This is a genomic window from Rhodococcus pseudokoreensis (genome assembly GCF_017068395.1).
Taxonomy (GTDB): Bacteria; Actinomycetota; Actinomycetes; order Mycobacteriales; family Mycobacteriaceae; genus Rhodococcus_F; species Rhodococcus_F pseudokoreensis.
Window position 1 is genome coordinate 5,741,013 of sequence record NZ_CP070619.1, and the last position, 22,671, is coordinate 5,763,683.

Annotated in this window: 20 protein-coding genes; 16 read left to right on the forward strand and 4 right to left on the reverse strand. The window is 64.2% G+C overall.

Annotated features, from left to right (window positions below; translation table 11 throughout):
• Positions 1-346: 346 nt before the first annotated feature.
• The gene (locus JWS13_RS46540) at positions 347-805 is read right to left on the reverse strand and encodes a transposase (RefSeq protein WP_420855029.1); all 459 of its coding nucleotides are present in this window, start codon (positions 803-805) and stop codon (positions 347-349) included.
• Positions 806-1,083: 278 nt separating this feature from the next.
• Here JWS13_RS46540 and JWS13_RS31415 point away from each other — a divergent pair, with 278 nt between their 5' ends.
• The 4 genes from JWS13_RS31415 to JWS13_RS31430 all read left to right on the forward strand — a co-directional run bounded on the left by JWS13_RS31415 (position 1,084) and on the right by JWS13_RS31430 (position 5,728).
• Entirely contained in the window at positions 1,084-2,703 is a 1,620-nt protein-coding gene (locus tag JWS13_RS31415) for a flavin-containing monooxygenase (RefSeq protein WP_206011813.1), read from the forward strand.
• Between the two features lie 162 nt (positions 2,704-2,865).
• Positions 2,866-3,771: an alpha/beta hydrolase gene (locus JWS13_RS31420; RefSeq protein ID WP_206009240.1), complete on the forward strand. Its 906-nt coding sequence runs from the start codon at positions 2,866-2,868 to the stop codon at positions 3,769-3,771.
• Between the two features lie 9 nt (positions 3,772-3,780).
• The gene (locus tag JWS13_RS31425) at positions 3,781-5,382 is read left to right on the forward strand and encodes an aldehyde dehydrogenase family protein (RefSeq protein WP_206009241.1); all 1,602 of its coding nucleotides are present in this window, start codon (positions 3,781-3,783) and stop codon (positions 5,380-5,382) included.
• Positions 5,383-5,413: 31 nt separating this feature from the next.
• Entirely contained in the window at positions 5,414-5,728 is a 315-nt protein-coding gene (locus JWS13_RS31430; protein ID WP_241032418.1) for an NIPSNAP family protein, read from the forward strand.
• A gap of 42 nt (positions 5,729-5,770) precedes the next feature.
• Here JWS13_RS31430 and JWS13_RS31435 read toward each other — a convergent pair whose 3' ends face one another.
• Positions 5,771-6,700 (reverse strand): LysR substrate-binding domain-containing protein, encoded by a 930-nt coding sequence (locus JWS13_RS31435; RefSeq protein ID WP_206009243.1) that lies wholly within the window; start codon positions 6,698-6,700, stop codon positions 5,771-5,773.
• 109 nt (positions 6,701-6,809) lie between these two features.
• Between JWS13_RS31435 and JWS13_RS31440 the strand changes: the two genes are divergently transcribed.
• The 11 genes from JWS13_RS31440 (at position 6,810) to JWS13_RS31490 (ending at position 18,757) form a co-directional block, all read left to right on the forward strand.
• Positions 6,810-8,027, forward strand: coding sequence for a CaiB/BaiF CoA transferase family protein (locus tag JWS13_RS31440; protein ID WP_241032419.1), 1,218 nt, complete (start codon positions 6,810-6,812; stop codon positions 8,025-8,027).
• 334 nt (positions 8,028-8,361) lie between these two features.
• On the forward strand, positions 8,362-9,105 hold the full coding sequence (gene fabG / locus JWS13_RS31445; protein ID WP_206009245.1) for a 3-oxoacyl-ACP reductase FabG: 744 nt from the start codon (positions 8,362-8,364) through the stop codon (positions 9,103-9,105).
• 90 nt (positions 9,106-9,195) lie between these two features.
• The gene (locus JWS13_RS31450) at positions 9,196-10,410 is read left to right on the forward strand and encodes an acetyl-CoA C-acetyltransferase (protein ID WP_206009246.1); all 1,215 of its coding nucleotides are present in this window, start codon (positions 9,196-9,198) and stop codon (positions 10,408-10,410) included.
• Positions 10,407-10,865, forward strand: coding sequence for a MaoC family dehydratase (locus JWS13_RS31455; RefSeq protein ID WP_206009247.1), 459 nt, complete (start codon positions 10,407-10,409; stop codon positions 10,863-10,865). Before JWS13_RS31450 ends, JWS13_RS31455 begins: the two co-directional genes overlap by 4 nt.
• 68 nt (positions 10,866-10,933) lie before the next feature.
• Positions 10,934-12,082: an acyl-CoA dehydrogenase family protein gene (locus JWS13_RS31460; protein WP_206009248.1), complete on the forward strand. Its 1,149-nt coding sequence runs from the start codon at positions 10,934-10,936 to the stop codon at positions 12,080-12,082.
• Complete coding sequence (locus tag JWS13_RS31465; protein WP_206009249.1) at positions 12,079-13,275, forward strand: acyl-CoA dehydrogenase family protein; 1,197 nt, start codon at positions 12,079-12,081, stop codon at positions 13,273-13,275. Before JWS13_RS31460 ends, JWS13_RS31465 begins: the two co-directional genes overlap by 4 nt.
• 589 nt (positions 13,276-13,864) lie before the next feature.
• Positions 13,865-14,896, forward strand: coding sequence for an IS110 family RNA-guided transposase (locus JWS13_RS31470; protein WP_206009250.1), 1,032 nt, complete (start codon positions 13,865-13,867; stop codon positions 14,894-14,896).
• Between the two features lie 421 nt (positions 14,897-15,317).
• Positions 15,318-15,896 (forward strand): WhiB family transcriptional regulator, encoded by a 579-nt coding sequence (locus JWS13_RS46545; protein WP_420855030.1) that lies wholly within the window; start codon positions 15,318-15,320, stop codon positions 15,894-15,896.
• 593 nt (positions 15,897-16,489) lie between these two features.
• Complete coding sequence (locus JWS13_RS31480; protein ID WP_206009251.1) at positions 16,490-16,717, forward strand: hypothetical protein; 228 nt, start codon at positions 16,490-16,492, stop codon at positions 16,715-16,717.
• Between the two features lie 820 nt (positions 16,718-17,537).
• The gene (locus JWS13_RS31485; protein WP_206009252.1) at positions 17,538-18,479 is read left to right on the forward strand and encodes a CdaR family protein; all 942 of its coding nucleotides are present in this window, start codon (positions 17,538-17,540) and stop codon (positions 18,477-18,479) included.
• On the forward strand, positions 18,452-18,757 hold the full coding sequence (locus JWS13_RS31490; protein WP_206009253.1) for a helix-turn-helix domain-containing protein: 306 nt from the start codon (positions 18,452-18,454) through the stop codon (positions 18,755-18,757). The genes JWS13_RS31485 and JWS13_RS31490 overlap by 28 nt, the downstream gene beginning before the upstream one ends.
• A gap of 162 nt (positions 18,758-18,919) precedes the next feature.
• Here JWS13_RS31490 and JWS13_RS31495 read toward each other — a convergent pair whose 3' ends face one another.
• Both JWS13_RS31495 and JWS13_RS31500 read right to left on the reverse strand, forming a co-directional pair.
• Complete coding sequence (locus tag JWS13_RS31495; protein ID WP_206009254.1) at positions 18,920-19,666, reverse strand: IclR family transcriptional regulator; 747 nt, start codon at positions 19,664-19,666, stop codon at positions 18,920-18,922.
• Positions 19,667-19,762: 96 nt separating this feature from the next.
• Complete coding sequence (locus JWS13_RS31500) at positions 19,763-21,100, reverse strand: MFS transporter (RefSeq protein WP_206011815.1); 1,338 nt, start codon at positions 21,098-21,100, stop codon at positions 19,763-19,765.
• Between the two features lie 280 nt (positions 21,101-21,380).
• On the opposite strand from JWS13_RS31500, the gene JWS13_RS31505 reads away from it, so the two are divergent.
• A complete protein-coding gene (locus JWS13_RS31505) occupies positions 21,381-22,619 on the forward strand; it encodes a CaiB/BaiF CoA transferase family protein (RefSeq protein WP_206009255.1) in 1,239 nt (412 codons plus the stop codon).
• The last annotated feature ends 52 nt before the right edge of the window (positions 22,620-22,671 follow it).

Genomic DNA, 22,671 nt, shown 5'->3' on the forward strand with positions numbered 1-22,671 from the left:
TAGGTGGTCGAATGCCCGCGGTCGACCCTGTCCGGACCCTTGGCGTTGCAGCTCCGGATCTAGTCACTGCGTTCGGGAATGGTGTGCGAGATTCTGTTTTCCCGCAGGTGCTTTCGGGTATTCGGGTGCGAGTACGCCTTGTCCGCCAGCAGTCGGAAACCCTTCGGTGTCTCGAGCGCGGTGCGCGAGCAGCGGCGCCGGGTAGGGGTTGTCACGCCTGTCCCGGTGAGAGCAGCAGCGTCAACAGAACGTGTCGGTGAGAGCGTGGATCTTGGTGCTCAGCCCACCCGGGAGCGGCCGAGTGCGTGGTCGGGGGGTCGATCGAAGCGACGGCAGGCGTTCGAACTTACCTTCTCCTTCGGGGGGCGGCCGCCCGCGCCGCAGCGAACATCCGCCTATAGGTACCGTCGTCCGAGCAGCGGCGGTGACGCTCCCAGATCGACTGCCGCGCAACGAAGTATTCGGATAGATCGTTCCACGGAGACCCGGTACGGAATCGCCAGACGATTCTCTCCAGCGTCAACCGATGATCGTTCCGCGGGTGTCCCTCCGTCCCGCCGGAGAAGGAAGGGCGGATTCGATCGCAGCCCACAGGGCATCGGAAATCTTGTTGGCACGCAACGCAGGACAGTCTCGAGCATTCAACCGGCCAATATTTGGCAGAGGCGCTCTGAGATGGAATCAGTCTGTCAGAGGACCGAGTGAAGCGGCGTCCACGATCGTCGCCCGTGGACGCCGCTTCCTTTTGACCGGAAAGTCCTGTACGCGAACGAATGCGGCGCGATTCCTGCGTCGCGAAACTCATTCCATTTGGGAATGAGAGTTAGAGGGACTAAGTATTGGACGTCATAGACCAGTCCTGGCATTGTGATGGTGCACACAGCAAGGACACGTTGAGAATCTGGGAATCGTTCGTTTACGTCGCGTTGTCAATGAGGGTGATCCGTTTGATCACACGCGCTTCGACGTCGGCCGTTGCGCAGCCCTCCGGTCACAGGGAGACGAGCCCGGGGCCTTCTACGCCGGGGCTTCCGCCACGAAGCGCGGCACCAGGCTTTCCACCAGAAAGAGGAGCACATCGTTATGAGCACGAACTCTGAAGTTGTCGAGGAACTCGACGTCCTCGTCGTGGGAGGCGGTTTCGCTGGTCTGTACCAGCTCGACCGGCTCCGCAGCCTCGGCTACTCCGTCAAGGTCTTCGAGGCCGGCTCGGAACTCGGCGGTATCTGGTACTGGAACTGCTATCCCGGCGCGCGCGTCGACACCGAGGGATCGCTGTACCAGTTCTCGCGCCCTGATCTGTCGCAGGAGTGGGAGTACCGCGAGCTCTACCCCGCGTGGGACGAGGTACGCGCATATTTCCACTACATCGACAAGAAGCTGGACCTCAGCAAGGACATCCGCTTCAACACGCGCGTGAACTCGGCTGAGTACGACAGCGCGGCCAAGAAATGGGTCGTCCACTCTTCCGATGGCAGCACCGTCCACTGCCGCTTTTTCGTACCATGCCTGGGCTTTGCCTCGAAGCCGTACACCCCGCCGCTGGCGGGTCTAAACAGCTTCCAAGGCGCGGCGCACCACACCGCGCTCTGGCCACAGGAAGGCGTCGACATGACCGGCAAGCGCGTCGCGGTGCTCGGCACCGGCGCCAGTGGTATCCAGGTGTTCCAAGAGGCTGGCCGCGACGCTGCGGAGGTCACGCTCTTCCAACGCACGCCGAACTTGGCCCTCCCGATGGGCCAGCGCACCCTGACCCCTGATGAGCAGAAGTTCATCAAGGAAGGACTGGACGAGCGGCTCGCTCGGCGGGGCGAGACCTTCGCCGGACTCGACTTCGACTTCGCCCCCGCCAACGCGGTGGACGTGACGGAGGAGGAACGCAACAAGCTCTACGAGGAACTGTGGCAGGGCGGCGGTTTCCGATTCTGGCTCGGACCCTTCCAGGACACGCTGTTCGTCCAGGAGTCCAATGACTACGCCTACGCCTTCTGGAGGGACAAGGTCCGGGCGCGCATCAACGACCCGGCGCTGGCCGAGAAGCTCGCCCCGACCGTGCAGCCGCACCCGTTCGGTGTCAAGCGCCCGTCGCTGGAACAGAACTTCTACGACCTGTTCAACAATGACAACGTGCACCTGGTCGACCTGAAGGAGACGCCGATCGCGTCGATCACCGAGCGTGGGATCCGCACGAACGACGGCGTCGAACGCGAGTTCGACTTGATCGTCCTGGCCACCGGCTTCGACTCCGTCACGGGCGGCCTCACGGCGATCGACATCCGCGGCGAGGACGGCACGCTCCTACGCGACAAGTGGGCGAACGGCGTCGATGCCCATCTGGGAATTGCGACCGCCGGGTTCCCGAACATGCTGTTCGTCTACGGTCCGCAAAGCCCGTCCGGCTTCGCCATCGGCCCGACGTCCGCCGAGATCCAGGGCGAGATGATCGTCGGACTCCTGGACCATTTGTTGAGCAACGGTCACACGCGGATCGAGTCGACCGAGGAGGCCGACGGCGCTTGGAGCGACCACATCGCCGAGGTGCTGGACACCACGCTGTTCGCAAAGGCCGAGTCGTGGTACATGGGCGCCAACATCCCGGGCAAGCGGATGCAGATGCTGAACTACCCCGCGGGGCTTCCGGCCTACCGGGCGAAGTTCGCGGAGGAGCAGGCCGAGGGCTACGCCACCTTCGAGATCGCCTGATCGTACGAAGGGGCCGGGCGAGCTGCGGTCAGACTCGCCCGGCCCAGCGGCATCGACTGCCGCGCGATGATGCCCAGCCGCCACCGCGGCTGGTGCCAGCCCGACGTTACGTATCGTCCGGCCGACGATACGTCAGTAGCACCCCGAGAGGATGAAAGAGCCGTGAGTGATCAGAACGAGGACGAGCTCCGTGACCTGTACGTCGGATGGTCCGAGCGACTGGCCGCGAACCCGGAGATGGGGATGCCGGAGCTTCGCGACATGTTCGACGAGTGGCAGTCCGCGGGCCGGGAGCCCACAGACGTCACTTTCGAGCAGAAGGAGCTCGGCGGTGTCGAGACCCTGACGGCGATCGCCGATGCAGGCGCGGGCCGCCCGGTCGTGATGCACCTGCACGGTGGAGGATTCTTGGCCGGGTCGGCCGCGAGTCACCGGAAATTCGCCGGTCACCTCGCGAAAGCGGTGGGCGGGCGCGTGGTACTGGTCGACTACCGCCGCGCACCTGAGTCACCGTTCCCGGGGCCCACGAACGACGCGCTGGCGGTCTATCGTGCGCTGCTCGACGTCGAGGGCGTCGAGCCGTCAGCGCTCACCATCAGCGGTGACTCCGCCGGTGGGAACCTCGCCATCGCTACAACCCTGCAGGCGCGGGACGACGGCCTCGCGCTGCCCGCCTCGCTCCTGCTCTTCGCCCCCTTCGTGGACCAGCTGCACACGGGCGACACACTCGACCGCAACGCAGCGACTGACGCCATCGTCTCGAAGCCCATCCTCCAATTGATGACCTCGTTGTATCTCGGCGACGAGGTCAAGGGCGACAACCCACTCGTCAACGCGTTGCACGCTGACCTCGCCGGACTGCCGCGCACCTATGTCGTCGTGTCCACAACCGAGGTGCTATTCGCCGACGCGACGCGTCTGGTCGAGCGGGCCACGAACGCGGGTGTCGACGCGACGCTGGTCACGGTCGAGGGTCAGCAGCACGTGTTCGTCCTGGCTGCAGGCCGGTCGGCGAAGGCCGACGATCAGATCGCCGCCGCGGCGAGGTGGATTCTGGGCGGGCAGTAATCCGCCGGAGTGATCGGGCGGGTGATCGGCGGCCACCACGACCGCCCGCCCCACACTCGACCATGTGGGCGGGGCACAGCGCTGCCCTCCCCGATCGTTGTTCGCCCCGACCCGAGGAACTATCCGATGAGTGACAAAGCAGCCAGTGCCGGCCAGTCAGCGAGGACCCAGCGCTACGACGGGCCGTTGGAGTTGTTGATTAACGGTGAGTGGACCCAAGCTGAGGACACCCAGACCTTCGTGGTCGACGATCCCTCGAGCGGTCAAGCGGTGGCTACGATGGCCGACGCGTCGGTCGCCGATGCCCTGACTGCGCTCGACCACGCCGTGGACGCACAGAAGGCGTGGGGGGCGCTCGCGGCGGGGCCACGACAGCGGCTCCTGCGTCAGGCGGCCGACAACGTCGAGGCAGCAGGCGCAGAACTCGCTGCGACGATGGCCCTCGAAGCCGGGAAACCACTGCCTGAGGCGCATGGCGAAGTCGGCGCGTCCGTGGCCTATATCCGGTGGTACGTGGATCAGATCGGTCACACGCCGGGCCATCTCGCCCGCTCGCTCAATGGCGAGTGGGACATGCAGACCGTATACCGACCGGTCGGACCCTGCCTCCTCATCTCGCCGTGGAACTTTCCGCTGCTCGTCGCGGCACGGAAGCTGGCCGCAGCACTTGCGGCGGGCTGCACCGCTCTCGTCAAACCCGCGGGATTGACGCCGCTGACCTCGGCGGTGCTCGTCCGCTGTTTCGTGGAGGCGGGGCTGCCGGCTGGTGTCATCGGGTTCCTTCCTACGACCCGGGACGCCGACATCTCGGAGGCGTTGATGGCGGACGCGCGTCTGAGGAAGGTCAGTTTCACGGGCTCGACCCGGGTGGGCTCCATCCTCATGCGGCAAGCGGCGACGCACGTGCAGGGATCGCAGATGGAGCTTGGCGGCAACGGGCCCCTGATCGTGCTCGATGACGCCGACCTCGACTTGGCTGTGGAACAGACGATGATCGCAAAGTTCCGCAATGCAGGTCAGGTCTGTATCGGGGCAAACCGCCTCATCCTTCAGGACTCCATCGCCGACGAGTTCCTCGAAAAGTTCGTCAAGGCCGCCTCCAACCTCGCCCCCGGGTCGCCGTTCGAAAAAGGGACGACCATGGGACCTCTCATCTCGTCGGCACAGCGCGACCGAGCGGTGTCCATCATCCGCCAGTTCGTCGCCGCAGGAGGCGAAGTCCTTTATGGCGGTTCAGCTCTCGAGCGTCCAGGACACTTCATGGAACCAACCGTGATCACCGGAGTCGGCGTGGAATGCGAGTTGGCAGGAGAGGAACTGTTCGCACCCATCGCTGTCGCATACCGAGTAGCGGACGATCGGGCGGCCACAGACTTCGCGAACGCGGTCGACCACGGTCTGTCGGCCTACGTGTTCAGTGGCGACCTAGGACGGGCGCTGCAGGTCGCCGACGAGGTGGAGGCAGGTATGGTCGCCATCAATCGGGCCCTCTACACGGACCCATCGGGACCCTTCGGTGGCGTGAAGGCGTCCGGCATGGGACGCGAAGGCGGTCATGAGGCCATCTACGAGTTCCTCGAGTCCAAACTCATCGCAGCCCGCCTGCACTGACCCACCTGGACCTACGACCGAACGGAACACCGTGTACGAACTGCGCACCTACCGGGCCGCTCCCGGCCGCATGCCCGATCTCCTGCGTCGCTTCCGCGACCACACCCTCGCGTTGTTCGCGCGGCACGGTATGCACAGTGTCGGCTACTGGCATCCGAACGATGACCCCGACGTGCTCGTCTACCTCCTGCGGCACGAACACGATCCGGAGACCCAGTGGAAGGCATTTCTCGCCGATCCCGACTGGCTGGCGGCCAAGGCCGCGAGCGAGGTCAACGGGCCGATCACGCTCTCGATCGCCTCTCAATACCTGGTCTTGATCGACGACCTGCCCTCGCAGCTCTGACCGGGCGGTGCTCCCCGACGCGCTCCGGGACAAACCGCCGGATCAGCCGTTCTGGGGTGACTTCTCGTCCTCGTCCGAGGCTGGCCCGGGTAGCGCGCGTACTGACAGCTTGACGACCTGCCTCAGCGCGCTGTTTCGGTTGCTCTTCAACCAGGCGAGCCGCACTTCCAAGGGCTTGATCCTTTGTTTGAGAGGGCGGCAGACCACGCCGGGGGTGACGAGATTGTCGAAGATAGTCGAGACCGTTAGGTTGCATCCGACACCCGCCGCGACCAGGGCCATCAGGGTCCAGGAATCTGGCGCCTCCTGGACGATTCGAGGTGCGTAGCCCGCGGCCTGTGTGGCACGCACGAAGCTCTCGCGCACGATCGATCCCGAGTCCGCCGGTAGGGTCAGGAATGGTTCGTCCGTCAGGTCTCGGAGGTCGATCTCGGACTCGTGCGCCAGGCGGTGGTGAGCGGGCAACGCCATCACTAGTTCCTCCTTGGAAATGACGCGAGACGCCACTCCCTGGGGTGGGGCCAACCAACGGACGATACCCAAGTCGAGCGATCCGTTGAGCACCTTCTTGAGGCCTTGATCGGCGTAGGTGGAGCTGTCCAGCACCAGCTCGATGCCGGGGTACTCGGCGTTCACGGTGCGGGCCAGTTGCCCGATCATGCGGTACGTCGAGGCGCCGGAGAAGCCGATCCGAACCCGGCCAATCGATCCGGGACCGATGTCCGTGACCGCGGACCTGGCGTCGTAGAAGGCCTCCACCACTTTCTTGGCCGGCTGAAAGAATGCGTGCCCCTGCGGCGTGAGTGTGACCGACCGGGTGCTCCGGTCGAAGAGCTGACACCCGAGCTCGCGTTCGAGCTCCTTGATGGTCCGGCTCAGGGGCGGTTGTCCCATGTGGAGACGCTCCGCGGCACGCGTGAAGTGAAGTTCCTCGGCGACTGCGAGGAAGGCGCGGATATCAGACAGGTCCATTCCTCAATTATGACACCTGAGCATGAGTGCATTCTTTATTAAGTATTGGAGATGCTTGAATCCGCGTGGCAATGTCGTGGACCGAGCCGCAACATCAAAGGAGAGCCACGTGGAAGCCAAGGAGCGCATCCTGCAGATTCTCGACGTCCCTTCGGCGGGGACAGGGCCGCTCGACGGCATCCTCGTCGTCGACTTCAGCAGGATCCTCGCTGGACCCTATTGCACGATGCTGTTGGCCGATCTGGGCGCGACGGTCGTGAAGATCGAGTCGGCGTCCGGGGACGACACGCGAGCGTTCGCCCCGCCCTATCGGGGCGACGAGGCGACCTACTTCCTCAGTGCCAACAGAAACAAGCACTCGGTGGTGCTCGACTTGCTCGATCCCGGCGACCTCGCGATTGCGCAGGAACTCGCGGCCGTGGCCGACGTCTTCGTGCAGAACTTCAAGCATGGGGGCCTCGAGAAGTTCGAGCTCGACTACGAATCGGTCCGGAGGACGAACCCCACGATTCTCTACAATTCGATCACCGGTTTCGGGACGAAGCAGGGAGCGCACCTGCTCGGCTACGACCTGTTGGTGCAGGGGGCAGCGGGACTCATGAGCATCACAGGCGAAGCCGAAGGCGATCCGCAGCGAGTCGGAGTCGCGGTCTTCGACGTGATGACCGGGTTGCATGCCGCCATCGGCATTCTCGCGGCGCTCGCGCACCGCACCGCGTCGGGCGAGGGGCAGCACGTCGAGGTCAACCTGATGATGTCTGCGCTGTCGGGCCTGACGAACCAGACCGAGGCCTATGTCGCAGGCGGGGTCGTGCCCACCAGGATGGGCAACGAACACCCCAGCATCTTCCCGTACTCGCCGCTGCCCACCGCCGAGGGCTCCCTCATCGTCGTCGCCGGTAACAACGGCCAATTCCGGTCGCTGGCCAAGGCGGTCCAGCTGCCGGAGCTCGCCGAGGATCCGCGCTTCGATACTCCGAGCAACCGCAACAGTAATCGGGTCGAGCTGCGCGCGCTGCTGGTGGAGGCGCTCGCCGCGCATACGGCGGAGGAGTGGTTCGACATCTTGACCGGCGCCGGACTGCCGTGTGCCCCCATCAACGACATCGGGGGAGGCGTGGCGATGGCACAGCGCCTCGGACTCGATCCGGTGGTCGAGACCGAGCACAATGGCCGTTCCGTGCCGACGGTGAGGCATCCGATCGACTACTCGACCATCGCGCCGTCCTACAAGTTGCCGCCGCCGCAGCTCGGCGCCAGTAGTCACCTGATCCGGGAGTGGGCCGCGCAGCAGCGTTCGGAACCGATCGAGGTGGCGGTCCGATGACGGTGGGGACAGCCCTCGTGACGTCCGGAATGGCTGGACGGTGGTGGCTGGCGCCCATCGCGAGAACCCGATCGAGTAACGGGCGGTGCGGGGTAGGCGCCGACGCCCGGTTCGCCGGCTAGCTCTGCTCGTACCCCGACCAGGTCGAGCCGACACACCTCGGCCCGATGCCGAGTGCACAGAAGATCGCCTGGTCCGACCAGGTTCCGTCCGCGCAGACCCAGCAGGTCACAGTCGTCGGTCAATAGATGGGCAATAGTCCAGTCATGCTCCGCGCCTCGGCCGTCCACGCCACCGCACGGCAAGAAATCCAACTCCCACAAGCAGGTGTCTCATGAATAACCTTCTCCACTCCAAGACCGCGCTGATTACCGGCGCAGCGCAGGGTATCGGCCTGGCCATCGCAGAGCTGTTCGCGTCCAATGGTGCCTCGGTGGTAATCACCGACATCGACGAAGCGGCCGCTGAAGTCGCGGCGAAGAGCCTCGACATCGGTGCGCGCGCGTCCGCCGCGGGCTGTGACGTGGTCGACGCGGCCCAGGTCCAGAACGCGATCGACCTAGCCCTCGATCGGCACGGGCAGCTGGACATCGTCGTCAACAACGCTGGTATCACGCGTGACGCGACGATGCGAACGATGACCGAGGAGCAATTCGACCAGGTGATCGCGGTGCATCTCAAGGGCTGCTGGAACGGCACACGACTGGCCGCGGCGCACATGCGGGAGGCAAAGTCCGGGTCCATCATCAACATCTCCTCGTTGTCGGGCAAGGTGGGCATGGTCGGGCAGACCAACTACTCGGCCGCAAAGGCCGGCATCGTGGGGTTGACGAAGGCGGCGGCCAAGGAGATGGCTCACCACGGAGTGCGCGTCAACGCGATTCAGCCGGGCCTGATCCGCTCCGCCATGACCGAGGCCATGCCGGCCCACGCCTGGGACCAGAAGATGTCCGAGATCCCGATGAAGCGGGCCGGGGAGCCGAGCGAAATCGCGTCCGTCGCACTCTTCTATGCCTCGTCGATGTCGTCCTACATGACCGGGACCGTCGCTGAGGTGACGGGCGGACGATTCATGTGATCCGCAGGGACGTCAACTTTTTTGCCTACCGGCTGCAGGACAAACGGTCGGAAGTCACATTCTCGACCCTGGAAGTAGAAGGAAAGCAGGATGCGTAGCGTCGTCATCTGTGAGCCATTGCGTACTCCCATCGGCCGATACGGGGGTTCGCTCGCCGGCGTGACGGCTGCCGAACTCGGTGCCACGGTGCTCCGGGAGCTCGTGGCCCGCTCCGGGATCCCGGTCGATGCCGTGGACGACGTCGTCCTCGGTAACTGCAACCCGAATGCGGAGGCCCCGGCGATCGGGCGTGTGGTCGCGCTCGACGCCGGTCTGCCTGTCACGGTCCCCGGCCAGCAGATCGACCGACGCTGCGGCTCGGGCCTGCAGGCGGTTCTGAGTGCGGCAGCGTCGGTGGCCACCGGCATCGCGGATCTGGTGGTGGCCGGCGGGACCGAGAGCATGAGCAATGTGCCCTTCTACTCCACCGACATCCGCTGGGGAGCCCATCGCACGGGAGTGACAATGCACGACTCCCTCGTGCGGGCGCGGACCACGGCCGGAGGACAGCACTACCCCGTTCCCGGCGGGATGGTCGAAACCGCTGAGAACGTCCGCGACCGCTACGGAATCAGTCGTGAGGCTCAGGATCGTCTCGCGGTCGAGTCCCACGCGCGGGCGGTGCGCGCGCAGAACGACGGGATCTTCGACCAGGAAATCGTCCCGGTCCGCGTGCCGGGTCGAGCCGGCGACGTGGTGGTGACGACCGACGAGCACCCTCGTGAGGACACCAGTCTCGAGCGGCTAGCCACCCTCAAGCCGATGCTGCGCGCCAGCATCCCGGACGCGACGGTCACGGCCGGCAACTCGAGTGGGCAGAACGACGCCGCGGCTCTGTGTCTGGTCACCACGCTCGACCGGTCCCACGAGCTCGGTCTGCGCCCGCTGGCCCGTGTCGTGTCGGCCGCCGTCTCGGGTGTCGAGCCGCGGCTGATGGGAATCGGCCCGGTCCCCGCCACCGAGCGCGCGCTGGCGCGCGCCGGCCTGCACCTGGCCGACCTGGACGTGATCGAGGTGAATGAGGCGTTCGCAGCGCAGGTGTTGGCGGTCGTGCAGGAGTGGGGCTTTGGAGCCGATGACATGGAGCGTGTGAACCCCAACGGATCCGGCATCTCCCTCGGGCATCCGGTCGGTGCGACGGGCGCTCGTCTGATCGGGGCTGCCGCGCGCGAGCTCGACCGGCGATCGGGCCGGTATGCGCTGGTGACGCTCTGCATCGGCGGCGGCCAAGGGATGGCGCTGGTGCTGGAGAGGGTCGCCTCATGACTCCTCGGGTGTTCAGCAGCGTCGACGAGATCGTGTCCGCGCTCGACGAGCCCCTGGGCTCGTCGCGACCGCACACCCTCACCCAGGACGACATCGACGCCTTCGCCCGCCTCACCGGAGACGAGCAGTGGATCCATGTCGATGTCGACCGGGCCAGGACGGGACCCTTCGGTGCCCCAATAGCTCACGGCTACCTGGTGCTCTCGCTCATCCCCGCTCTGGCAGCCGACGTGTACCAGCTCGACGTGGGGTCCGCCCGGTTGAACTACGGAAGCCGGACGGTCCGGTTCCCGGCGCCAGCCCTGGTGAACTCGACTCTCACGGTCGCGTCGAGCTTCGTAGCGCTGGACCGTCAAGGGCCGCTGGCGAAGCTGACGGTGCGGCACATCGTCCGGAGTGATGGTGCGGAGAAGCCGGTCTGTGTCGCGGAGACCATTACAGCGGTCGTCACCTGATCCGTCCGCTTCGCCGACGTCGACCGTGCGGCGCGGCCGCACACCCCAGCAACAACCAGGAGATTCCAGTGGAACCAGAAGAATTAAGTGGCGTTCTCGATGCTGTTCGCGCCTTCGTTCGCAAGGACGTCGTGGCCGCCGAGGACGAGATCGAGACGTCTGACCGAATCCCCGACGGGATCCGTGCCACGGCAGCGGCGATGGGGCTCTTCGGTTATGCCCTGCCCGAAGAGTACGGAGGCATGGGCTTCTCGGCCTACGAGGACGCGTTGCTGGCCATCGAGTTCGGTTGGACGACGCCGGCTTTCCGGTCGATGTTCGGCACCAACAACGGCATCGCAGGGCAGGTGCTGGTCAACGCCGGAACCGAGTCCCAGAAGAAGCGCTTCCTACCGGGACTGGCCAGCGGGCAGCTGGTCGCGTCCTTCGCGCTGACAGAGGCCGAGGCGGGCTCGGACCCCAGCGGACTGCGCACACGGGCCGTCCGCGACGGCGACGATTACCTCATTACCGGTCAGAAGCGCTTCATCACCAACGCGGCCACCGCTCAGCTGCTCATGGTGTTCGCGCGGACCGACAACGCTACGAGCGGCACCAAGGGGATCTCCGTCTTCATCGTCCCCACCGACACGCAGGGCGTCACTATCGGACCTAAGGACGCGAAGATGGGGCAGCGCGGCACCGCCACCTCGGAGCTTTTCTTCGACAACGTGCGCGTGCCCGCTGAAAACCTCGTCGGCGAGGTCGAGGGCGAGGGATTCGGTACGGCCATGCGGTCCCTGGTCAAGGGTCGTATTCACGTCGCTGCGATGGCGACCGGCATGGCCTTCCGCCTGATCGACGAGAGCCTGCAGCACGCAACCACCAACTCTCAGGGTGGCCAGAAGCTGGCTGACTTCCAGCTCGTCCAGGCGATGCTCGCGGAGAGCCAGGCCGAGGCGCAGGCCGGCCGGGCGCTCGTGCTCGACGCCGCCCGGGCCTACGACAACGGCAGCGACCGGCTCATCTCACCCTCCAGCGCCAAGTTGTTCTGCACTGAGATGGTCGGACGGGTGGCCGATCGCGCCGTCCAGATTCATGGCGGCATGGGCTACATGCGAGAGGTCGCCGTCGAGCGCTTCTACCGCGACTGCCGGCTCTTCCGTCTCTACGAGGGCACCAGCGAGATCCAGAAGCTGATCATCGCCAAGCAGATGGTTAAGGGGTTCAAGGGATGACCCGGTTGTGCGAGACCGAAGGCCTCTCCGAGGACCAGGTGGAGATCCTCAAGGCCGTTCGTCAGTTCGTGGAGAAAAAGGTCATCCCGGTGGCCCAAGAGCTCGAGCACTCCGACACCTATCCACAGGAGATCGTGGACGGGCTCAAGGAGTTGGGCGTCTTCGGTCTCACCATTCCCGAGGCGTACGGCGGTCTGGGCGAGTCGCTACTGACCTATGCACTGGTGGTCGAGGAGATCGCGCGCGGCTGGATGAGCGTCTCGGGCGTCATCAACACGCACTTCATCGTGGCATATCTGCTGATGCAGCACGGTACCGAGGAGCAGAAGCAGAAGTACCTGCCCCGCATGGCCACCGGCGAGGTGCGGGGCGCGTTCTCGATGTCGGAGCCCGCGCTCGGCTCGGACGTATCTGCGGTCTCCACGAAGGCGGTCAAACAGGAGGACGGCTCCTACGCGATTACCGGGCAGAAGATGTGGCTGACCAACGGTGCCTCCTCGACGTTGGTCGCACTGCTGACCAAGACCGACGAAGGCGCGGAGTCGGTGTACAAGAACATGACGACGTTCCTCGTTGAAAAGGAAGCCGGCTTCGGTGAGACCGCCAAGGGCGTGACCGTGCCGGGCAAGCTCGAAAAGATGGGCTACAAGGGCGTCGAGACCACCGAGCTCATCCTCGATGGTCACCAGATCGGTGCCGAGCAGATCCTGGGTGGGCAGCCGGGCAAGGGCTTCTCCCAGATGATGGACGGCGTCGAGGTCGGCCGGGTCAACGTCGCCGCCCGCGCCTGTGGCCTGGCGATCCGCGGCTTCGAGCTCGCGATCGCCTACGCCCAGCAACGCAAGACCTTCGGGAAGATCATCGCCGAGCACCAGGCGATCCTGTTCCGGATCGCGGAGATGGCCACCAAGGTGGAGACCATCCACACGATGATGGTCCGCGCCGCCCGGCTCAAGGACACCGGTCGCCGGATGGACGTCGAGGCCGGCATGGCCAAGATGCTCGCATCCGAGTACGCCAACGAGGTCGTGGAGGATTCCTTCCGCATCCACGGCGGCTACGGCTACTCCAAGGAATACGAGATCGAGCGGCTGATGCGCGAGGTCAAGTTCATGCTCATCGGCGAGGGCACCAGCGACATTCAGAAGATGATCATCGGGCGTTCCCTTCTCAAGGACTACAAGCTCGAGTAGGTTGCTGCCAATCCGACACTCCGGCCGGACGTTGGTCCTTGACCACTGAGGGTGCCGGGCCGGCCCCTCGCTGCTATCCGGCCATGTTGGATCAACGCACACCTGCTGGTGGGCTTCGGGTGCCTTGCACCCATTTTTCCGAGTCCCACTCGCTGCACTGACCAGCGAACACCGAGCCGACGACGTTCAACCCGCGGGCAGCAGGGTGTCGGGTCAGCCGCGGCACGACACCTGGTCCCGGACAGGGGCCAGGTGTCGTGTACCGATGAGCGATCCCAGCACCGACCAGGTCAACAGTCGGCGCCCCAGCGGCGCCACGAATACCGGCACCCGCAGCTTCACGCCAGATTCAAGGCCTTTGCGAGTTTGCGCCCGTGAGGGGCTCCCACCCGAGCTCCGGAAGCGCGGAAGCTCGCCTCGACCACCAGCACGGCGATGGAAAGTACCTGGGCAGAATCACACCCCGGTGCTGTCGCCTGCCATGAGCACAGGACTTCCTGATGCGATGAAAGGGGCGGGGTCTCCCGCTCCTCGTGGTTCCCGGCGAATGCTGGGGGTGTCATATCCACACGCGTCGGAGGAGGCCCCTATGAGTGAGTATGACGGAAAACAGTTCGTCGGGATCGATCTACATCGGCAACGCTCGGTGATCGTCCGGCAAACCGATTCCGGTGAGCAACTCGCGGTGGCGCGAATCGTCAACGACCCCGCTTCACTCGCCCTGCAGCTCGAGAAGGCCGGAGAGCATCCGGAGGTGGTGCTCGAGGCAACCTATGGCTGGTACTCGGCGGCCGACACGCTGCAGGCGGCCGGTGCCGCGGTGCACCTTGCGCATCCATTGGGTGTCAGGGGATTCCGGTACCGGTGGGTGAAGAAGGATGTACGCGACGCCCGGGATCTGGCGGATCTGTTGCGGATGAACCGGTTGGCCGAAGCCTGGATTGCCCCGCCGGCGACGCGGGAACTGCGGGAACTGGTGCGCTACAGAGCCAAGCTCGTCGCGTTGCGGTCGGGACTGAAGGCCCAGGTGCACTCGGTGCTCGCCAAGGCCGGGGTGTTGATCCCGGTGTCGGACCTGTTCGGCGTCGAGGGGCGTGAGCGTCTGACGCAGGTGCCGCTCGGTGTCGCGTACGCGCAGCGGGTGATGTCGCTGCTCGAGCTGATCGACGTCCTCGACGCGCACGAGGGACGATTCTTCGACCGGATCGCCGCCGAGCTGCGTGGCCATCCTGGTTATCGGGCGATTCAGGAGCTGCCCGGGGTCGGCCCCACCCTCGGTGCCGTCTTCGTCGCGGAGATCGGTGACGTGCACCGGTTCACCGCCCCCAGTCACCTGTGTTCGTGGGCAGGCCTGACGCCCAAGCACCGCGAGTCCGACACCGTCGTGCGCCGCGGGCACATCACCAAGCAGAGCTCCAAACCGGTGCGCTGGGCGGCGGTAGAGGCCATCCAGCGGCAACCGGCCGGCACGAAGATCTCGGTCGACCGCAAACGCATCGAGGCCCGCCGCGGCAGGAACATCGCCAAGGTCGCCGCGGCCCGCAAACTGCTCACCCTCGTCTACTACGGGCTGCGTGACGGACAGATCCGCGCGCTGGCCCACCACACGGCGGCGGCGTGAGCACCCCGGACGCAACACGCGCGCGGCCGCAATCAGGTCTGACCCCCGTGTCAACGGCATGGTCGCCGATCTGAATGACCCCGCGTATTGCCAGCGCACCGCTCCATGCCCGCACCGCCGGGCGAAGGGATGACCGACAGCCGAGGAAACCCGGCCTGTCCCAAACCACCCGCATCACATTGGAGACCGTCTACTCCCACAACCGAATTCATCGTTTCCGCGAGCCGTGACCAGTCTGCGCCGGGCCGGGCCACGGTCAAGACCGTTCGTCCTCACTGGCGCTGCGGGCGCTCCGTCCTGACCGAAGGGGCCCTCACCCAGCGTTGCCCGCACGGAGGCCGACAACGAGCAAAACAGCAGGTCGGACAGGGGTTGACAGGGCCCCGCCCTTTCAGGGATGACCTGATTTTCTGCCACCCTCATGGAACTGTCGTATGCCAGCTATGGGACCACCGACGCGCTGCGCCGAAGTCCCGTCGGATCGGTTCGTTTGATCTTTGGTGTCGGTATCCCCGGCCACGACGGCGGCGCCGCAACTACCCCAGCGTCGCAAAATGCTGCTAAAGACATTCTTGCCGAACATAATTCGATGACACAAATTCAGAAACCCGCCGACACCCGCAAGGTTCGATCACGTAAAGGAATCGCGGTGCTAACCCCCGGAGACGCCCCACTGACCGATGGACACTTCACCACCGAGGAGACGGACTGGCGGCAACGTGCCGCGTGTCGCGGCGTCGACGTATCGGTGTTCTTCTCGCCCGAAGGGGAGCGCGGTCGTAACCGTACCCGGCGCGAAAGGCAGGCCCGGAACATCTGTCAGTCCTGCCTCGTGCTCGATCAGTGCCGAGATACCGCACTGGCGGCGGGTGAACCGTATGGAGTCTGGGGCGGCCTGACCGAGGCCGACCGACGAAAGGGCGCCCACCGGCTTCGACGCGGCGGCCATCGACCGATCGTCCCACTGCATCCGCGACCTGCACCCATCGGCCCTGGATAACGACCACATGCACGTTAGCGCGCCGGGTCGACGACCCCCATCGCCTCGTCGACGGTCAGCGGTAAGCGCAAGTTGGAATCGATCCGGCAGCATGTATGCGCTTCAGAGCGTGTCTCATGTGGGAAGTTTCTTGAAGCAGGTGAGTGCGGCGGCGAGGTGAAGGAAGCCGGCGAAGTGTTCGCCGCGGCGAACGTAGCGGATGGTCATACGTCGATAGCCGGTGGGCCAGGCAGATGAGGCGGCTGCGGGGCGAGGTGCCTGGTGAGGCAGATCCTTTTCCGCGCGGCCTCCCGCCGAACCGGACGTGATGGTTTCCCGATCATCCGGCTCTCCGGTGACTATCGCGTGGGCGGTGCGGACGACTGCTCAGTGTGGATGTGGTCATGGCAGGTGGTGCGAGGGTCTTGCGCCGCCATTTCACCTTGGCCTCAGCCTATTTGGGGCGCAGGTTCCGGGTATGCAGAGACCGGTTCAATTTTTGCCCCGGTCTTCATCGGTCACTGGAAGGGTGTGCCCAAGGACACCGATACGGGACCTGTGCCGGACTGGGGAGCACGCGGTGTCGTCGTGTTCCGCTCCTCGTCATCGGACTGATGGCGTGGAAAGACGTCGAGCTGTCGTTTCCCGGCGTACTACTGACGGCTGTCTCATTGCTGTCGGGAGCGAGCCTGACAATCTTCGCTCAGCTGTCATCGCTGCTGTTGAAGCTTACCGAGTGGTTCGATGACGACGACACGTCCCGTGACAGCGACAAAGATGCACTCGATGAAAGCTCAGCCACCTCATGGCCGCGACAATCGCGTGCGTCTTCGCTGCGGTGATCATCGTGGTCGGAATGGTGACGAGCAGACCCGATGAGGTCAGTCTCTCGGGAGTCGCTGCGTACGCAGCCGGTGGTATCAGTGCCTACATCGCGTTGCTGTACGTCATGCTCGTTCCGCGACTCTACTACGCCTATGTGAACGTCAACCGGCTCCGAGTAAATCTCAATGGATTTGACATCGACAACACCTCTCGGCGGATGGGAAGAGTTCGTCGTCACTGGTAGTCGCCTGCCGTCCACCACATCCGAAACCCGGCGCTCACAATGGGTCGTAGGGAGCGCGGGGAAGAGGTCAACCTGAAGAGGTAGCCCGTGTGTCGTCGCTGCCAACATGATGGATAGACACGGACAAGCGGCACCTCCATCTCGTGGCACGGCTCCCATGCCGGACAATCGGCAGTAATGTCGGGATCTATCGACGAACGGCCGCAAGAGCTATCGATCCGCGGGCTTGCGAATCCTCGTGGTTGGGCGACTCCGAACGGATGCCCGCTGCAGTCTGGCGAGAGTTACTGCAGACCGTATTCCTCGTGGAGCTCCGGGTGACGGAGTATCCGAACGATGTCTGCGAGTACGGCGTCGCCAGTACGAACCTGGTTCTGGGTGGCGTTGGCGAGTGCGGTCACGATTGCGGCGTCTGTGTCGCCGAGGCGGGAGACGATGCGGTCATAGAGTTGGCCGCTTGCGGTGGCAATGTGGGCGAGGTATTCGTGCGCGCATCCCGGGGGCAGAGGTCGGAAGACGAGTTTTCGAGTCCGGCGAGTACTCGGCGGAACTCGTCGCCGTCCCAGTGGTCGGGTGTGGTGCGGATCCATTCCATGAGCTCGGTATGTTCCGGGATCTGGTGGTCGCACATCTCGCGGACCTCAGCATCCGGGGCTGCGGCCAGCAGGTCGGCGACTCGAAACCTCGCACTTGCGCAATCGTTGGACGTTCACCGCCGGTTGACCGGCGCCAGCGCTCAGGGCGTCGGAATTGCCGGAATCGCAGAGATTCTCGCGGACCTGCTGGACGTCCCGTTGACCGTCGAATCCACCGTTGCGGGCGTCGACTCCGTCGTGATCGGTGACGCGCGATCGTCGGATGCGACGACGTATCCGATCCGCGCCGGCGAGGAGGTTGTCGGATCGCTGACTGTGTACGGGCCGGGGAACCCGAGTTCGTATCGACTGCAGGCGATCGAGCACGGCACCACGGTACTGGCCCTGGAATCGGTCAAGCTTCGCTCCCAGTGGGAGATCGAGGACCGCGTGTCGGCCGATCTGCTGGGAGACATCCTGGATCACGAGATCACGCCGGGCATTCGGCGGCGAGCGGCCCGCCTCGGTGTCGATGTCACCGAGGACTGCCGGGTCGTGGTGTTCGGCGCGCGCGGCCGGAGTTCGACCGACATCGCGGGCGTAGCATCGTCGATTGTCAGACGCCACGGGATCGGCGGACTTCTGCTCACCAGCCGCGCAGGCACTCTCGTCGTGGCTGTTCCCGGTGGCAGGGACGACACTGTCGATCGAGTGGTGCGCGTCGTTCACGCGGGGCTGCGCGACGAAGGTTTCGAGCCCGTCGTCGGGATCGGTCCCCGTGCGAATCTCATGTTTCTGCAACCGCGTGTGTCAAGCTCGCACTGCGCGGTGGCTACCGCTCACAGCGGCTGGACGTCGACGCCGTGGTGTACGACGAACTCGGTCCGTTGCGCTTTCTGCTCGATGCGACCGACGTGGCGCAGACGGAGCGGATGGTGCTGGCGCAGCTACGTCCGGTGATGGACCATGACGCCGGCCGTGCGGCGCAACTGCTCCCCACGCTGTTGGCGTTCGTCCTTGCCGACGGGCACTACGACCGCACTGCGGAAGCACTGTTCATCGGCAAGACGACGTTGAAATACCGCCTGGGAAAGATGGCCGAACGTTTCGGGATCGATGCCAAGAACGCGGACACCCGCTTCGAACTCAGGCTTGCGTTCGAGTTGCTGGCGTTGATCGAAACGCGTCGTGAATCCGATCAGTGGGACAACGGTCCGGTGAGGCCCCACCTCCACTAGATCCGGCCGCGACACGTCGCGGGAGTAAGACAAGCGGTACGTAGATCGTCGGTCAGGGTCGGACTTTGGCGATCTCAGCGGTGTGGTGGTCCGTCACCTTCTCTCGACCACGTCACCTGAGCGCTGGATGTCTTGCCGATCCTACGTTGCTTGACGTGGTGCCTAGCCCTGTTGGAGTTGGGCTGAGATCATCTTTGCCGTGTCTTTCGTTGCCACCAAAAGGCCGTCGAGGCGACCGACGAATCGACTGCTGGGACCGGCGATGGTGAGAGCCGCTACGACCTGTCCGAAATCGAAGATCGGGGCGGACACGGCGTAGAGGTCGGGAAGTGTCTCTGCTCGGTTGATCGCACCACCTTGTTCGGTGACCGCGCGCAATTCGTCGCGAACCTGCTGACGTTTCGCTTCATCGGCGAAATGAGCGGCTATGTAGTTCTCGCGAGACCGCTCACCCATGTGGGCAAGGAAGCACTTTCCGGCGCTGGTGGGATAGAGCGGTCTGCGGACGCGGAGCGTGGGGCTGTACCGAATCGGTTGGGTTGATTCGATGGCATCGGTGTATACGACCGATTCCCCGATCAGCGAGACTAGGGTGACGGTTTCATCGAACTCCGTGTGCAGTCTCTCCATGCCGGCTCGAGCGGCTCGCTCGAGGTTGGGGCGTGCGCCGAGCAGAGCCCGGACGGCGGGGCCGATGACGTAGTTGCCGCCATCGTCCCGTAGGTACCCATTCGCAACCAATCCCTTGACCAGAGCATGAACGGATGAGTGGGGGGCGTCGAGTTCTGCCGAGATTTCGGAGAGTCGCACACCGCGATCATTGCAGGCCGCTAGTTCAAGGATCCGCGTGACGCGGGACACCGTGCGGTGTTCCTTTGCATCGCCGTAGGTCGGTTCGAGCGCTGTCATCCTGGTCATCCTGTCGACTACTTCGTTGTTTACGGATTCACAGTACGTCCATCGGCCGAGGAAGAACGACCGCGCGCAAGGGGAGGGATCCTGGCGTTACTGATGACCGTGGTCTTCTGGTGTGCTGTCAAGAGTTCGTGCGTTCACCCGTCGTTGCTGGTCGAACAGGCATCCGACGGCGATGAAGGCAGCCCCGATCAGGAAGAGGGTGGACACTCCCCACGTTGCGTGGTCAGAGGACATGGTGACCATCGTCAGCGCGCCCAGGGGCGCCAACGCTCCCGCGACGGCTCCGGAAACTTCTCGTCCGGTACCCAGCCCTGAGGTTCGTACTTTCGCGGGGAACTGGCGGGCGAGGAAGGACCCTGAGGCCGCGAGCATGGCAGGAACTGCGAATCCGGTGGTCAGGATAAGCGCACACCAAATGTAGACAGGCTTTCCTGAGTCCAGGAGCCAGAAGAACGGGAAGGCCATTGCAGCGGTCCCGGCGGCCCCGAAATAGATTACTCGGACAGCATCCACTCGGTCGCATAGGCGACCGGCCAGAGGAGCGATCACGATGGCGCAACCGCTGGCCAGCATGATGCCGACTGCGCCGACATTCGCTGCTAAATCACGGAATTCGGTGAGATAGGACAGTGAGAATGTCTTGAAGGTGTAGCTCACACCGTTGTACCCGAAGGTGATCGCCATGACGACGGCAAGACCACGCCAGTCGGACTTGAACAATTCGCGTAGCGGGTTTGCCTTCGGTTGCTCCTGAACCGTGGAGGCGACTTGCTCGAAATCGGGAGTTTCAGGCATTTGCCGGCGAATCCAGAAGCCGAAGACAACGAGAATGAGGCTCGCAAGGAAGGGGATCCGCCAAGCCCAGGACTGCAACAGTTCTCGGTCGAGGCTGGTGAGTCCAGCGACAGCCATAGCGGAGGCGAACAATCCGATGTTCACGCCGAATGCAGTCCATGCGCCCTGGCGTCCACGCGATCCAGGACTCGCATGCTCGTAAGCCACGGCCATCGCACTGCCTACTTCGGCCCCGGCGCCGAGTCCCTGCAGGATGCGGAAAAGTACCAGTAGGACCGGCGCGAGAATCCCGATTGAGGCGTATGCGGGGATCAGGCCGATCAGTACCGAGGATCCGCCCATGAGCAGGAACGAGATGGACAACACTTTCTTGCGCCCGATCTTGTCTCCGAGGACGCCGAAGAGGATGCCACCGACCGGGCGTGCCAGGAATCCCACGGCGAAAGTGGCAAACGCTGCAAGGGTCGCGGTCGCTGAATTGTCGGATGGAAAAAAGATCGGGCCAAAGACGAGTGCTGCCATCGAGGCATAGAGATAGAAGTCGAACCACTCGAGTGCGGAGCCGACTACAACGGCCTGACGAACCTTCCTCAGCGTTATCGGCGGTGTGTCAACCGTGGACTCGGTCATTTGTTCGGTCACGTCGATTCCTTCTCGCGTCTCTCATTCGCTGGACCGACTGGTCGGAGCGGGGATGAGTGATGGGGGATGTGGGGTTTCCTATTTAGGAAAGACATGTCATATTTAAGACACGCTGCTAGCGTACGTAGTGGTCCAAGTCACGTCAACCCCCACCGCCTGCCGGCCGGCGCTCGTCGAAGTGGGGTTGACATCGGACCGAGCGTCGCGCAAGAGTGACTCACATATATACGAAGTCCAATGTCGTATTTAGGACAAAAGGAGGGGTTCTGTGAACTCCCATATCGCCGATGGTGGCAGTCTCGCGGGACTGCGCGTTCTCGATCTTTCGCGGATTCTTGCCGGGCCTCTGTGCGCCCAGATGTTGGGTGACCACGGTGCCGAGGTCGTGAAGGTCGAGCCGCCGGCAGAGGATGGAACTCGGGTCTGGGGTCCGCCCTTCGTTCGGGACGGGACCAGTGCATACTTCGGGGCCATCAACCGAAACAAATCGAACATTTGTCTGGATCTAGCTACCGCAGACGGCCAGCGAGTCCTCGACGATCTACTTGCCGACGCTGACGTGGTGGTCGAGAACTTCAAGGCGGGAACCCTTGCCAAGTGGGGGTTTTCCGATGAGGTTCTGCGCGACCGTTATCCGCGTCTGATCCACTGCCGAATAACAGGATTCGGTATCGATGGACCCATGGGCGGGATGCCCGGCTACGATGCCGTCGTCCAGGCATACAGCGGTCTGATGAGCGTCAACGGTGAACCCGACCGACCCGGCGTGCGGGTGGGCGTACCAATCGTCGACATGGTCACCGGGATCTACGCCTTCTGTGGGATTCTCCTGGCGCTCAACGATCGGTACCGTAGCGGGCTGGGGCAGCTCGTCGATTGCACTCTGCTCGATACGGCGATCTCGCTGCTGCATCCGCACGCAGCTTCCCACCTGACCGATGGGCGTACGCCACAGCGTACGGGCTCAGCCCATCCCACGGTGGCCCCGTATGACACCTTCGACGCTCGCGATGGCCAAATCTTCGTGGGTGTGGGAAACGATCGCCAGTTCCACGACTTTACTTCACTTCTCGGTATCCCAGAGGTTGCACGAGACCCTCGGTTTACTGACAATGTCAGTCGAATCCGGCACCTTGCCACGTTGCGGTCATTGCTCGCCGATCGAATTGCTCGACATGATCGGTACGAACTTGCAGAAAATCTGCTTGCTCGTGGTGTGCCGGCCGCCGCGGTTCGTGACATAGCCGAGGCCATCCGTGACCCTCAGGTGCAGCATCGAAAGATGGTCGTCGACAAGGGCGATTATTGCGGGATCGGCATACCGATCAAGCTCGATCGCACTCCGGGGAGTATTCGCCAGACCCCCAGAGACCAAGGTGCAGACACTCGTCGGATCTTGTCGAACCTCGGATACAGCTCCACGCAGATTGAAGCTCTCATCGCAGCAGATACTGCCCGTGAGCACAGTGATGGCGTCGAATTGGGCGCGACTGCAGGCGTTTTGTAGATCTACCGCATCAAGTCGGGAAATGCCCGCGCCGGCTCGTTCGTCGACGGCG